Below are 12,819 nucleotides of genomic sequence, written 5' to 3'. Positions count from 1 at the left end.
GAGCCCTGTGAAGACCCCCGCCTCGACCTACCGCCTCCAGATCCGCCCCGAGTTCACGCTGGACGACGCCGCGCGGCTCGTGCCGTACCTGTCCTCCCTCGGCGTGGACTGGCTCTACCTCTCCCCGCTGCTGGAGTCGGTGGGGGCCTCCGAGCACGGCTACGACGTCTCGGACCCCTCCCGGGTGGACCGGGAGCGGGGCGGGCGCGAGGCCCTCGAGCGGGTCGCGGCCGCCGCGCACGGGGCGGGGATGGGGATCCTCGTGGACATCGTGCCGAACCACCTCGGCGTGGAGGTCCCCGAGGAGACCCCCTGGTGGTGGGACCTCCTGCGGGAGGGCCGCGGCTCCCGCTACGCCGAGGCGTTCGACGTCGACTGGGACGCCGGGGACGGGAAGGTCCTCCTGCCCGTCCTCGGCTCGGCCGAGGACCTCGGGCTGCTCAAGGTCGAGGGCGAGAGGCTCTGGTACTACGAGCACTCGTACCCCCTCGCGCCCGGAACCTACGCCGACGGCGACTCGGCGGAGGCCGTGCACGAGCGCCAGCACTACCGGCTCGTCCCCTGGCGCGAGGCCGACGACCGCCTGAACTACCGCCGCTTCTTCGCCGTCAACACCCTCGCGGGCGTGCGGGTCGAGGTGCCGTGGGTGTTCGAGGAGAGCCACGCCGAGGTGCGCCGCTGGGTGGAGGCCGGGCTCGTGGACGGGCTCCGGATCGACCACCCGGACGGGCTGCGCGACCCGGCCGGGTACCTCGAGCGGCTCCGGGAGCTCTCGGGCGGGGCCTACACGCTCGTGGAGAAGATCCTCGAGCCCGGCGAGGCGCTCCCCGCCGACTTCCCGTGCGAGGGCACCACCGGCTACGACGCCCTGGGGCTCGTGGACCGCGTCCTCGTCGACCCGGCGGGGGAGGAGCCCCTCACGGCGCTCGACACCCGGCTGAGGGGCGAGGAGGCCGACTACGCGGAGATGATCCACGGGACCAAGCGCTGGATGGCGGACGGGCTGCTGCACGCCGAGATCCTCCGCCTGGCCCGCATCGCCGCCGCGGGCACGGTGGGTGAGCGCAGCGGAGCGGAGGGGAGCCGAGACGCAGAAGCGGAGTCGAAGCCCCTCGATGTCCTCGCCGACGCCCTCGCCGAGATCGCCGCGCACTTCCCGGTCTACCGCACCTACTTCAGGGACATGACCCCTCAACGCGGGGACATGACCCCTCAACATAGGGACATGACCCCTCAACAGGAGGGAGGCGGGGAGCACGACTCCGCCGTCCTCGCCGAGGCATGCCGGGCCGCCGCCGCCCAGCGCCCCGACCTGGCCGCGGCCATCGAGGCCCTCGCGCCCCGCCTCGCGGACCCGGCCGAGGAGCTGTGCCGCCGGTTCCAGCAGACCACCGGCATGATCATGGCCAAGGCGGTCGAGGACACGGCCTTCTACCGCTACACCCGCCTCGGCACCCTCACCGAGGTCGGCGGCGACCCCACGGCCTTCGCCCTGGCCCCCGCCGAGTTCCATGCCGAGCTCGCCGAGCGGGAGCGCCACCTCGCGCACTCCATGACCACGCTCACCACGCACGACACCAAGCGCAGCGAGGACACCCGTGCCCGCATCACGGTGCTCTCGGAGCTCGCCGACGAGTGGGCCGAGACGCTCCCGCGCCTGCTCGAGGCCGCCCCGCTCGAGGACGGTCCGCTCGCGAACCTGCTCTGGCAGGCCATCCTGGGCGCCTGGCCGGCGGAGGAGGACCGCCTCGTCCAGTACGCGGAGAAGGCTGCCCGCGAGGCCGGCGTCCACACGCTCTGGACGGATCAGGACGAGGCCTTCGAGGACGCGGTCCGCCGGCTCGTGCACGCCGCCGTGGATCCGGCCAGCCCCGCCCACAGCATCATCTCCGCCTTCGCCGCCAAGGTTGCGCCCTTCGGCGCCTCCAACGCCCTGGCCGCGAAGCTGCTCCAGCTGGCCATGCCCGGCGTCCCGGACGTGTACCAGGGCACCGAGTTCTGGGACCGCTCCCTGTGCGATCCGGACAACCGCCGCGAGGTGGACTTCACCGCCCGGGCCGAGGCCCTCGCGGCACTCGACTCCGGCATGCCGGTCCTCGGCCCGCTCGCCGAGGAGGCCAAGCTCCTCGTGGTCTCCCGGACCCTGCGCCTGCGCCGCGACCGGCCCGAGCTCTTCGCCGGCTACGCCCCGATCGAGGCGGACGGGCCCGCGGCCGCCCACCTCGTGGGCTTCCGGCGCGGGGAGCGCGGCGCCGCCGTTCTCGCTACCAGGCTCCCCGCCGGGCTCGAGCGCGCCGGCGGCTGGGGCACCACGACGGTCCGGCTCGCCCGGGCGGCCCGCGACGCCTTCACCGGCCGGTCCTTCGAGGCCGGCGACGTACTGGTGGGCGAGGTCCTCGGCACGCTGCCGGTGGCACTCCTCGTCCCTGAGGAGGAGGCAGCATGAACCGCCCTGACCCCGGCCCCGGCAACGCCGCATCAGGACATGCCGCAAAGAGTGGGACATTACGGCATGTCCTGATGCGGCGTTCGCAGCCGGCCCCCGGGTCCGTCTGGGCCCCCACCCCGTCCCGGGTCGAGCTGGTCCTGGGCGGCGAGCGGCTGGCTCTGGAGGCCGCAGGCGGCGGGTGGTGGGCGCCGTCGTCCGCCGACTCCGAGAGGGTGGCCTCCGCGCTCGCCGCGGGGGAGCGCTACGGCTACGTCCTGGACGGCGAGGGTCCGTTCCCGGACCCGCGCTCGCGCCGCCAGCCCGACGGCGTCCACGAGCTCTCCGCCGGCTTCGACCCCTCCCGCCACGCGTGGGGCGACGACGGGTGGGCCGGCCGCGAGCTCGCCGGCTCCGTGGTCTACGAGCTGCACCTCGGCACGTTCACCCCCGAGGGGACGCTGGACGCCGCCGCAGCCCGCCTGCCCTACCTCGCCGAGCTCGGCGTCGCCTTCGTGGAGCCCCTGCCCGTCAACGCGTTCAACGGCCCCTACAACTGGGGCTACGACGGCGTGCTCTGGTACGCCGTCCAGGAGCAGTACGGCGGGCCCGAGGCCTACCAGCGCTTCGTCGACGCCGCGCACGCGGCCGGGATCGGCGTGATCCAGGACGTGGTCTACAACCACCTCGGCCCCAGCGGCAACTACCTGCCCCAGTTCGGCCCGTACATGCTCTCCGGCGCGGCGACCGGCTGGGGCGACGCGGTCAACCTCGACGGCCCCGGCTCGGACGAGGTCCGCGCGTTCATCCTCGGCAATGCCCGCATGTGGCTCGAGGACTACCGCGTGGACGGGCTCCGGCTCGACGCCGTGCATGCCTTCCAGGACCACCGCGCCCTGACCCTGCTCGAGGAGCTCGAGGACCTGGCCGAGGAGGTGGGCCGCGAGACGGGGCGCCGGAAGGTGCTGGTGGCCGAGTCGGACCTCAACGACCCGCGCCTGGTCAACCCGCGCCGCGCCGGCGGCTACGGCCTCGGCGGCCAGTGGGACGACGACGTGCACCACGCCCTCCACGTGGCCCTCACCGGCGAGTCGGACGGCTACTACGAGGACTTCGCCGACCCGGACGCCCTCGCAAAGGTGATCCTGGGCGGCTTCTACCACGACGGGAGCTACTCGAGCTTCCGCGGCAGGCACCACGGCAGGCCCCTCGACCCCGACCTCGTGCACCCCTCCCAGCTCGTGGTCTGCACCCAGAACCACGACCAGGTGGGCAACCGCGCCGTGGGCGACCGCCCCACCGCCGCCCTCGGCTGGGACGCGAAGGCCGTCGAGGCCGTGCTCGCCCTGACCACACCCTTCACCCCCATGCTCTTCATGGGCCAGGAGTACGGCGCCACCACGCCGTGGCAGTTCTTCACCTCCCACCCCGAGCCGGAGCTCGCCGAGGCCACCGCGAAGGGCCGGCTCTCCGAGTTCGAGCGCATGGGCTGGGACCCCGACCAGGTGCCGGACCCGCAGGACCCCGCGACGCGGGAGCGGTCCATGCTGGACTGGTCCGAGGCGGAGACGCACGACGGCGCCCGCCTCCTCGCGCTCTACCGGCGCCTCATCGAGGTCCGCGCCGAGCTGCCCGGGCTGTGGTCCGGCCGGCTCGACGAGACCGAGGTGCTCGCCGGCGGCCGGAACGGCTCCGGCGAGGACGGCTCCGGCGACGGGGGCCCGCGCTGGATCACCTGGCGCCGGCCCGGGGCCATCGTGTGCGTCGGCTTCGGCCCGGGCCCGGTCGACGTGCCGCTGCCCGAGGGCTTCGCCGGCGCCGCGGCCGTGGCCACCGACCCGGCCTGCGCCGTGGTGAGCACCGGCTCCGGCGACGCCGTGCGCCTGCCGGGCCTCGCCGCCGTCGTCCTCTCCGCCTGAACCCGTTGCGCCGGGGCGCCAGTGGGTGAGGACCGTGCACACAGTCCACTGACCTTTCAGGAGGAACGGCCATGATCACACGCGACGAGCTCGAGAGGCTCCAGCGCGGCAGCGGGGACGTGCTCGGGCAGGACGGGGAGAAGATCGGGCGGATCGGCGAGCTGTACGTCGACGACGACACGGACAGCCGCACGTGGGTCACGGTCAAGACCGGCCTGTTCGGCCTGAAGGAGTCGCTCGTCCCCCTGCAGGGGGCGAGCGTGCGCGGCGACGACCTCGTGGTGGCCTCCACCAAGGACCAGGTCAAGGATGCGCCGCGGATCGACCCGCACGGCCACCTCGAGCCCGGCGAGGAGGACCGCCTCTACCGGCACTACGGCGTCGCGGGCTCCCAGCCCCGGGCGGGCTCCGAGGGCGGGAGGGTCGTGACCGCGGACGAGAACCTGGACCCCGTCAAGGGGGACACCGGCTCTGTCTTCGACGAGGGCGGCTCGGCGTACGGCGCGGGCGGCGGATCCGCGGGCCTCGCGGGCGTCGACGACGAGCCGAGCGAGGGTGCCAGCGAGGTCTCCGCGGGGCGGGGCGCCCCCGGGGCCGAACGCCAGGGCAACGAGGGGCCGAAGGAGACCAGCGACATCCCCGGGGTCCACGACAAGCGCCGGGCCTGAGCCGCGCGCCGGCCCCGGCGGCGCCGATCAGGTGCCGAAGATGAAGGACTCGGCGTGCGCCACCGCCTTGTGGAACGAGTCGTTCCGCAGGGCGGCGGCGTCCTGGCTCGTGGCGGTGCCGTTGCCCACGGCCTCGATGTAGCTCGACAGGCCCGGCGGCCGCAGGACCCAGATGCCCCCGGCCGGCGGGAGGTAGAACACGGCGAACGAGCGCGCCGTCGGATCGTCCTCCCACACGGGCACGACGGCGACCGCCGCGCCCGTGTCCACGTTGATCCACTGGGCGCGGGGCCGCGGCTGGTCGTTCTCGAACACGCTGGGGTCCAGGAACGGGGCCGTCCCCTCGCCCCACTTCTCCTCGAACCTCTCGTGGAACACGGGGAACAGCGTGGTGTCGTAGCGGCGCCAGCCGCTGTGCTCTGGGCTCACGGCCCCTCCTTCACGGGCAACAGTTCAACGGGCTCCGCTTCGGCAGGTCAGCGGAACCACCGGAAGAGGAACCACAGCAGGTCCTCCTCCCTCAGCGGCTCGTCCATCGGCGTCCGCGGCGCGAGCCACACGGGGCGGCGCGGCGGCGGCTGCGCCCACAGGACGGTCTCGGCACGGGCCAGCGCGGCGTCATAGGCGGCGCGGCGGTCGTCGCGGCCGAGCACGGCGTACGCGTCCATCACCTCCTTGAGCCGTTCGCGGTCGGGATCGGAGAGGGCGCTGCGCCCGTCCGGGGCGGGGCCGTTGCCGTGCGGGCCGGTTCCGTCCGGGGCCGTTCCGTCCTGGCCGCCGCCGTCCGGGTGCAGCGCGCGGACGAGCCGCCGGTACGCCGCGCGGATCTCCTGCCGGCTCGCCGTCCGGTCCACTCCGAGCACCTCGTAGAAGTCCCTCGCGCGCATGGCAGCCTCCGCACGGTGGAGGCCGGGGCCCCGGCCGGGCTGCGGTCCGGCCGGGGCCGGCGGTCCCTCAGGCCGCGATCTCCCTCTTCGACGACGTCGTGGAGACCTCGATCTTGCGCGGCTTCGCCTCCTCGGCCACGGGGATGCGCAGCGTCAGCACGCCGTCGGCGTAGCTCGCGGTCACCTTCCCGGTGTCGAGGGCATCGCCCAGGATCAGCTCGCGGCCGAACATGCCCGTGGGGCGTTCCGCCGCGACGGCCTCGGCGCCGTCCGGCCGGTGCGACTTCCGCTCCGCCCGCACGGCGAGGACGTTGCGCTCGACGTCCACGTCGATCGTCTCCGGGTCCACGCCCGGCAGGTCGAACTCGACCACGAATTCGCTATCCTCGCGCCACGCCTCCATCGGCATGGTCGTGGGCCGGGATGCGGTACCGAAGACCTGCTCCGTCAGACGGTCGAGCTCACGGAAGGGGTCGGTTCGCATCAGCATCTCTGCCACCTCCAGATGTTCGATATCGGATTGCCAAAGAATTCCTCTGTAGGACGATCCACCATGGATCTGTCTCTACAGACACAGATATAGTATTCGGCAAGGAAGAGATCAAGACCTTGGCGGAAGGAAATCGGATGGCCCGTGAGCGGCATCCCTCGGAGGGGGTCTACGCGATCTCGGTGGCCGCCGAGCTCTCCGGCATGGCCCTCTCGAGCCTGCGCCTGTACGAGCGCAAGGGCCTCCTGACGCCCTCCCGCACGGACGGCGGCACGCGCCGGTACAGCGAGGACGACGTCGAGCGGCTGGGCCGCATTGCGGGCCTCGTCGAGGCGGGGCTCACCATCGAGGGCATCCGGCTCGTGCTCGAGCTCGAGGACGAGAACGCGCGGCTGCGGCGCGAGCTGGACAGCCTCAGGTCCGCCGGGCGCCCGGGGAGGGCGGCGCGGGGCTGAGGCTCGCCGCGGGACGCTGGGCGGGTTGCGCCGAGCGGGCGGCGTCCTGCAGGCGGCGCCGGGCGGGCGCGACTGTGCGGGCGCCCCGGCCTAGGGGGACGAGGGGCTGACGGCCGGCTGGGTGATGTCCAGGGACGGCGAGGGCCTGCCGGTATCGGACGCCGTCGCGGTCGAGGTGGGCGTGGCCGAGCCGGAGGGCTGGGAGGCCGGCCCCGTGGGGCGGCCGGAGGCCGGCCCCGGGGTGGCGCTACCCGTGGCCGACGGCGAGGGCAGGAGCGTGCGGTACTGGGCGAGGGTGCCGTCCACCACCGGGACCTTGAGTTGCAGGGCCGAGCCCCCGGCGCTGATCGTCACCGTGGTCATCCCGCCCGGGATCCCGCCGGTGTGCTCGATCGGCGGCAGTGCCTGGTCGGCACCGAGCATCACCTCCCCGTTGCGGGGGACCGTGACCCGGACCGTGCTGGACGCGGAGGTGGAGAACTCGGCGGACACCGGGGAGGTGGAGCCGTTGAAGATGGTGCCCGCCAGACGGCCGGGGGCGTCGGGGCTCAGGGTGCCCGATCCGCTGCCGCCTCCCGAGACGATGACCAGATCCTCGACCCGGAGCGGGCCGATCTCTCCCCGGACGCCGGGGACCGCCGCCACGATGGACTTGGTCTCCTGAGGATTGATGGCACTGCATCCGGTCAGGGCCAGCGTCCCGGCGGCGGCCGCGGCGAGGGCAAGGAGGGCGGGCTGGGCGGGCCTGTGGTGCATGGTTCCTCTTCTCGGCCTGGGGGAGGGCTGCTCCCGGGAGGTCACTGCTGCTGGGCCAGGTCGCCGAGGCTGACCTGGAGCTTCTGGTCGGTGCTGCCGCGCCGGACCGTCACCTCGACGGTCTTGCCGGGCTCCTGCTGGCGCAGGGCCGCCAGCAGGTCGGTGACGCTGGTGACCTTGGTGCCGGCGAGCCCGGTGATGATGTCTCCCGGCTTCATGCCGGCCCGGTCGGCCGGCCCCTGGGGGGTCACGTCGACCACGAGTGCCCCCTCCGAGGAGCTGAGGCCGAAGCGCTGGGCGATCTGTGCGGTGATGTCCTCGGGGACGACGCCCAGCGCCGCGTGCTTGACGGTGCCGTTCGCCAGGAGCTGGTCGGCGACGGAGGTCACCGTCGAGGCGGGAGTGACGAAGCCGATGGCCACCGCCCCGGAGCTCGGCGGCAGGTACGCCTCCGAGAGCCCGATCACTTCGCCGCTGGCATCTGCCACGGCACCCCCGGAGTTCCCGGGGGAGATCGGAGCGTCCGTCTGGAGCAGGTCGATCGCGCCGTGGGGGGACTCTTTGCTGGGGGGCATGTTGCGGTGGAGGCCGGAGACGATGCCGGCCGTGACCGTCTCGTCGAGTCCGAGGGGACTGCCGATCACCACGGTCAGGGACCCGATCTCGGGCGCGGAGCCGGCGTACTTGGGCGCGGGGAGCCCGGTGCGGCCGGCCTTGAGCACGGCGACGTCGGTGACGTCGTCCACCCCGACCACGTTCGCCTGGTCCTGGGAGCCGTCCGCGAACTGGACCTGCACGGTCTTGTAGGGGTGCTTCTGCTGGTCCTCGACCACGTGCGCATCCGTGACGAGCGTGCCGTCGCCGTGGTAGACTACCCCGCTCCCGAGCCCTATGGGGGTGCGGACCGTGACCACCGAGGGCTCGAGCTCCTTCACCACGTTGGGCACGGCGCCCAGCCCGGCGCCCGAGGGAGCCTGGGCGCTGACGGCACCGGTCGAGGTCGAGGCTCCGGGCGACGGCGAGGGGGGAGCGGATGCCGAGCCGGTGCCCGAGGGCGTGGCCCCCGGCCCCGTGCAGCCGGCCAGGGCCGCGGCCGCTGCGGCAAGGACGAGACCTCGGGCAATCCTCATGCTGGCTCCTCCTCGGGACTGGGGGGTCCTCCACCCCAATAGCCAGCGTAAAGCGACTATTGCGCCAGCGCAACGAATTCGGCCGCCCCACCGAGCCGCGCACGTGGCCGAGGAAATGGCCCAGGACCCGGGCGGAACGCGCGAGGGGCGGAGCCGGACTGGTCCGGCCCCGCCCCCGCTGCGGCCTCCTGCGGGCCGCCGGCCTCACGCGCGGCGCTTGGCGAGCGCCCCCCAGATGAGCAGGACGATGAGCGATCCGACGATCGCGGTCACCCACGTGCGGATCTCGAAGAAGCTGCCGAGCGTGTTGCCGCCGAAGATCAGCCCGCCGATCCATCCGCCGAGGATGGCGCCCACGACGCCGAGGACGAGGGTGATGAGCCACCCGCCGCCCTGCTTGCCCGGAAGGATGGCCTTGGCGATGGCCCCAGCGATGAGTCCGAGGATGAGGAACCCGAAAAATCCCATGTCAACTCCTTGTGTGGTGCGACCATGTTCGATTTCTTCGCTTGCGGTGGAAGCCAAGCTGCCTCTGTAGTAGCACGCCCGCCGCGCGGGGTCACGGCGCGCGGGCGTGCCGTTGCCGCATCTTTACCGAGGAACGGTTCGGTAACGTTGGCCCTCAGGCAACGTAGAGGATGAGGGGGCCCCGTGGAGGCGCTGATCGTGAATCCCGTCAAGCAGGGCGCGGAGGCGGTCGTGGAATCCTTCCGTGCCCGCTGCGCCGGGCGGGGAGCGGAACCGCTCGTGCTCGAGACCACCGTGGAGGACCCGGGCGCCGGCATGGCGCGCGAGGCCCTCGAGAAGGGCGCCGAGCTCGTGGTGGTGGCCGGCGGGGACGGCACCGTGCGCGCCGCCGCCGGGGCGCTCGCCGGCACGGGCACCCCGCTCGGGGTGGTGCCGCTGGGCACCGGCAACCTCCTGGCCCGCAACCTCGCGCTGCCCATCGACGATCCCGAGGCGGCGCTGGACACCGCCATGGGCGGGGCGGAGCGGCGCATCGACGTGGCCTGGGCCCGGATGGACGACGGTGACGAGCTCGCCTTCGTGGTCATGGCCGGCCTGGGCCTCGACGCCACCGTCATGGCCAACACCGACGACGACCTCAAGGCCAAGGCCGGCTGGTTCGCCTACGTGGTCTCCGCCGCGCAGAACATCGTGGGGGAGTCCCACCGCATCCGGGTCGACGTGGACGGCCGCCTCGCCATGGAGCGGCGCCAGCGGGGGGTCATGATCGGCAACTGCGGCCGGATCCAGGGCAACGTCGAGGTCTTCCCCGGGGCCAAGGTGGACGACGGCATCCTCAACGTCCTCGCCGTGGCGCCCAGCGGCTTCCGCGGCTGGTTCAGGGTGGTGGGCGCGCTGCTGAGCCGGTTCCGCCGCCACTCGCCTCCGGACCTCGGGCACTTCGAAGGAAAGCGCGTCCGGCTCACCAGCGCCCACGCGCATGACATCCAGCTCGACGGCGACCACCTCGGCCAGGGCACGGTCTTCACCGCCCGCGTCGACCAGGGCGCGCTCACCGTGCGGGCGCCGCAGGGGGCCTGACCGCCCCGGGCGCACAGGCGACGCCGGGAGCGCGAGGTGCGCTCCCGGCGTCGTGCGTTGGCCGCGGGCGGCGCGTCAGCCGATCTTCTTGCCGATCGAGACCCCCATCGAGGTCTTCAGGCCCGAGGACGCCGCGCTCGTCCCGGAGCCCTTGGCCGCCGGCGCCGGGCTGTGCTTGCGGCCCAGGAGGAAGTACGCGATCGGGCCGATGGTGTTGATGAAGCTCGCCGCGACCCACGCGCCCTTCGGACCGTTGACCTGGTCCTTCGGCCGCTTGGCGAGGTCCCGCAGTGCGGCGCCCTGGAGCGCGAACTGCACGAGGGCGCCCAGGACCACGCCGAAGCGCTGGCCGCCGCTGAGCTCTGACCACTTCTTCTTGTTCTTCTTGCGTCCCATTCCGCCAGTCTAGGGACCGGGCCGCGGGCGGGGGAGTGCCACGCGGATAGGATGAGCCGAGCAGCGGAGCCCGTGGACCGGTTCCGCCGTTCTACGCGATGAGGAGTACCGTGCCAGAGAAGAAGATCCGAGTAGCCATCGTGGGCGTGGGCAACTGCGCCGCCTCCCTCGTCCAGGGGGTGCACTACTACCGCGACGCCGACGCCGCGGACACCGTCCCCGGCCTCATGCACGTCACGTTCGGCGACTACCACGTCAGCGACCTCGAGTTCGTGGCGGCGTTCGACGTGGACGGCAAGAAGGTCGGGTTCGACCTCGCCGACGCGATCGGCGCGAGCGAGAACAACACCATCAAGATCGCCGAGGTCCCCCCGACGGGTGTGACCGTCCAGCGCGGCCACACCCTCGACGGCCTCGGCAAGTACTACCTCGAGACGATCGAGGAATCCCACGAGGAGCCGGTCGACGTGGTCGCCGCCCTGCGCGAGGCCCAGGTCGACGTCATGGTCTGCTACCTGCCCGTGGGCTCCGAGAAGGCCGCGAAGTTCTACGCCCAGTGCGCCATCGACGCCGGCGTGGCCTTCGTCAACGCCCTGCCCGTCTTCATCGCCGGCACCCCCGAGTGGGCCGAGAAGTTCCGCGCGGCGGGCGTGCCGATCGTGGGCGACGACATCAAGAGCCAGATCGGCGCCACCATCACCCACCGCGTCCTCGCCAAGCTGTTCGAGGACCGCGGCGTCACCGTGGACCGCACGTACCAGCTCAACGTGGGCGGCAACATGGACTTCAAGAACATGCTCGAGCGCGAGCGGCTCCAGTCCAAGAAGATCTCCAAGACCCAGGCCGTGACCTCCAATGTCGAGGCCGAGCTCGCCGAGCGCGACGTGCACATCGGCCCGTCCGACTACGTCCAGTGGCTCGACGACCGCAAGTGGGCCTTCGTGCGCCTCGAGGGCCGCAACTTCGGCGACGCCCCCGTCTCGCTCGAGTACAAGCTCGAGGTGTGGGACTCGCCCAACTCCGCCGGCGTGATCATCGACGCCGTCCGCGCGGCGAAGATCGCCCTCGACCGGGGCATCGGCGGCCCGCTCACCTCCCCGAGCGCCTACTTCATGAAGTCCCCGCCCGTGCAGAAGGCCGACGACCTGGCCCGCGCCGACGTCGAGGCGTTCATCCGCGGCGAGCTCGAGCGCTAGGCGCTGCCCCCCTCAAACGCCGCATCAGAACATGCCGCTATTCGGCGTTCTTTACGGCATGTCCTGATGCGGCGTTTCGTTTGCGGGACGCACGACGCCGATTCCCGGCATTGCGCCCCGCCTCACCAAGGCGTTGCGAACCCGCGAGACGGTGCGGGCGAATCTGTTCCTGAGATCGTGCCGGTTGGCCTTGATGAGGATCCAGCCGGCCTCGGAGTACTGGGCGTCCCGCTCCATGTCCGTGGACTGCTGCCACGGCGTGAGGTGATGCTCGCCCTCGTAGAGCACACCCACGCGGGATGCTGGATAGGCGGCGTCCGCGCTCGGCGAATACCGGTCCCAGGGGCGCAGCGGGATCTGCAGCTGCGGTTCCGGCAGCCCCGCGGCGACCAGCGCGAGCCGCAGCTTCGTCTCCGGCACTGAGTCGGCCCCCACGCGCATGAGGTCGAGGGACAGCCTGGCCTTCCGGATCCCCTGGAGATTGCTGTGGCGCGCCAGCAGCGCCCGGAGCGCTGGGAGGGTCGTCAGGGGAGCAGAACGACCCTCGAGCTCGGGCCGAGGCAGCCGGATGAGGTGGTCGCCCAGCGCCACGAGGTCTTCGAGGGAGAGTTTCCGAGCAAGGTCCAAGAACGTCCGCTGCGCCGTCGCGACCGGCACACCGTGCACCAGGGTGATCTCCTCGGGGAAGGACGTCACGTTGTGTGCCACGACGCCCTTGCGCCGGGCCTGCGGAAGTGAACGGGGCTTGCTGATATGCAGTGGGAGTCCGGTCCCCAGATGCGGTGGGACCGGAAGGCCCAGAAGTGCGGCCGCTGACTCGTGCGAAACCCAGGCGCCAGGGCTCGCCGCACAGACGGCACGTGCCAGCGCGAGGAGACGGCCGCCGTCGTCCGTTCCGCCCTCCTGCACCGCGTACAGCCCTCGGCCCACGCGGTCCAGGTCCGCTGCG

General features: G+C 72.7%; 14 protein-coding genes. 6 read left to right on the top strand and 8 right to left on the bottom strand.

What is annotated here, in order from left to right; genetic code table 11:
- The first annotated feature begins 7 nt into the window (after window positions 1–7).
- From treY to J2W20_RS02380, 3 genes are all read left to right on the top strand, one after another.
- A complete protein-coding gene (gene treY, locus J2W20_RS02390) occupies window positions 8–2,446 on the top strand; it encodes a malto-oligosyltrehalose synthase (RefSeq protein ID WP_307004222.1) in 2,439 nt (812 codons plus the stop codon).
- Window positions 2,447–2,520: 74 nt separating this feature from the next.
- A complete protein-coding gene (gene treZ / locus J2W20_RS02385) occupies window positions 2,521–4,344 on the top strand; it encodes a malto-oligosyltrehalose trehalohydrolase (RefSeq protein ID WP_307004220.1) in 1,824 nt (607 codons plus the stop codon).
- A 71-nt stretch (window positions 4,345–4,415) separates the two neighbouring features.
- Window positions 4,416–5,012 carry a PRC-barrel domain-containing protein gene (locus tag J2W20_RS02380; protein ID WP_307004219.1) on the top strand — a complete coding sequence of 199 codons (597 nt, stop codon included), beginning with the start codon at window positions 4,416–4,418 and terminating at the stop codon, window positions 5,010–5,012.
- 27 nt (window positions 5,013–5,039) lie between these two features.
- Here the strand turns inward: J2W20_RS02380 and J2W20_RS02375 are convergent, their stop codons facing one another.
- From J2W20_RS02375 to J2W20_RS02365, 3 genes are all read right to left on the bottom strand, one after another.
- A complete protein-coding gene (locus J2W20_RS02375; protein ID WP_307004218.1) occupies window positions 5,040–5,441 on the bottom strand; it encodes a hypothetical protein in 402 nt (133 codons plus the stop codon).
- A gap of 47 nt (window positions 5,442–5,488) precedes the next feature.
- Complete coding sequence (locus J2W20_RS02370) at window positions 5,489–5,899, bottom strand: DnaJ domain-containing protein (protein ID WP_307004216.1); 411 nt, start codon at window positions 5,897–5,899, stop codon at window positions 5,489–5,491.
- Window positions 5,900–5,966: 67 nt separating this feature from the next.
- The gene (locus J2W20_RS02365) at window positions 5,967–6,389 is read right to left on the bottom strand and encodes an Hsp20/alpha crystallin family protein (RefSeq protein ID WP_307004215.1); all 423 of its coding nucleotides are present in this window, start codon (window positions 6,387–6,389) and stop codon (window positions 5,967–5,969) included.
- A 137-nt stretch (window positions 6,390–6,526) separates the two neighbouring features.
- On the opposite strand from J2W20_RS02365, the gene J2W20_RS02360 reads away from it, so the two are divergent.
- On the top strand, window positions 6,527–6,844 hold the full coding sequence (locus tag J2W20_RS02360) for a MerR family transcriptional regulator (RefSeq protein ID WP_307004213.1): 318 nt from the start codon (window positions 6,527–6,529) through the stop codon (window positions 6,842–6,844).
- 90 nt (window positions 6,845–6,934) lie between these two features.
- On the opposite strand, the gene J2W20_RS02355 is transcribed toward J2W20_RS02360, so the two are convergent.
- The 3 genes from J2W20_RS02355 to J2W20_RS02345 form a co-directional block, all read right to left on the bottom strand.
- Window positions 6,935–7,600: a hypothetical protein gene (locus J2W20_RS02355; RefSeq protein WP_307004211.1), complete on the bottom strand. Its 666-nt coding sequence runs from the start codon at window positions 7,598–7,600 to the stop codon at window positions 6,935–6,937.
- Between the two features lie 41 nt (window positions 7,601–7,641).
- On the bottom strand, window positions 7,642–8,730 hold the full coding sequence (locus tag J2W20_RS02350) for a S1C family serine protease (protein ID WP_307004210.1): 1,089 nt from the start codon (window positions 8,728–8,730) through the stop codon (window positions 7,642–7,644).
- Window positions 8,731–8,934: 204 nt separating this feature from the next.
- Window positions 8,935–9,198, bottom strand: a complete 264-nt coding sequence (locus tag J2W20_RS02345) for a GlsB/YeaQ/YmgE family stress response membrane protein (RefSeq protein WP_307004209.1) — start codon at window positions 9,196–9,198, stop codon at window positions 8,935–8,937.
- Window positions 9,199–9,381: 183 nt separating this feature from the next.
- Between J2W20_RS02345 and J2W20_RS02340 the strand changes: the two genes are divergently transcribed.
- Window positions 9,382–10,278 (top strand): diacylglycerol/lipid kinase family protein, encoded by an 897-nt coding sequence (locus tag J2W20_RS02340; protein WP_307004207.1) that lies wholly within the window; start codon window positions 9,382–9,384, stop codon window positions 10,276–10,278.
- 75 nt (window positions 10,279–10,353) lie between these two features.
- Here the strand turns inward: J2W20_RS02340 and J2W20_RS02335 are convergent, their stop codons facing one another.
- Window positions 10,354–10,674, bottom strand: coding sequence for a PLD nuclease N-terminal domain-containing protein (locus J2W20_RS02335; RefSeq protein WP_307004205.1), 321 nt, complete (start codon window positions 10,672–10,674; stop codon window positions 10,354–10,356).
- Window positions 10,675–10,784: 110 nt separating this feature from the next.
- Between J2W20_RS02335 and J2W20_RS02330 the strand changes: the two genes are divergently transcribed.
- Window positions 10,785–11,870 carry an inositol-3-phosphate synthase gene (locus J2W20_RS02330; RefSeq protein ID WP_307004203.1) on the top strand — a complete coding sequence of 362 codons (1,086 nt, stop codon included), beginning with the start codon at window positions 10,785–10,787 and terminating at the stop codon, window positions 11,868–11,870.
- A 51-nt stretch (window positions 11,871–11,921) separates the two neighbouring features.
- Here J2W20_RS02330 and J2W20_RS02325 read toward each other — a convergent pair whose 3' ends face one another.
- Window positions 11,922–12,578: a hypothetical protein gene (locus J2W20_RS02325; RefSeq protein WP_307004201.1), complete on the bottom strand. Its 657-nt coding sequence runs from the start codon at window positions 12,576–12,578 to the stop codon at window positions 11,922–11,924.
- Between the last annotated feature and the right edge of the window lie 241 nt (window positions 12,579–12,819).

It is taken from the genome of Sinomonas atrocyanea (genome assembly GCF_030812675.1).
GTDB classification, from domain to species: domain Bacteria; phylum Actinomycetota; class Actinomycetes; order Actinomycetales; family Micrococcaceae; genus Sinomonas; species Sinomonas atrocyanea_B.
This window is presented reverse-complemented; position numbering and strand designations above follow the sequence as displayed.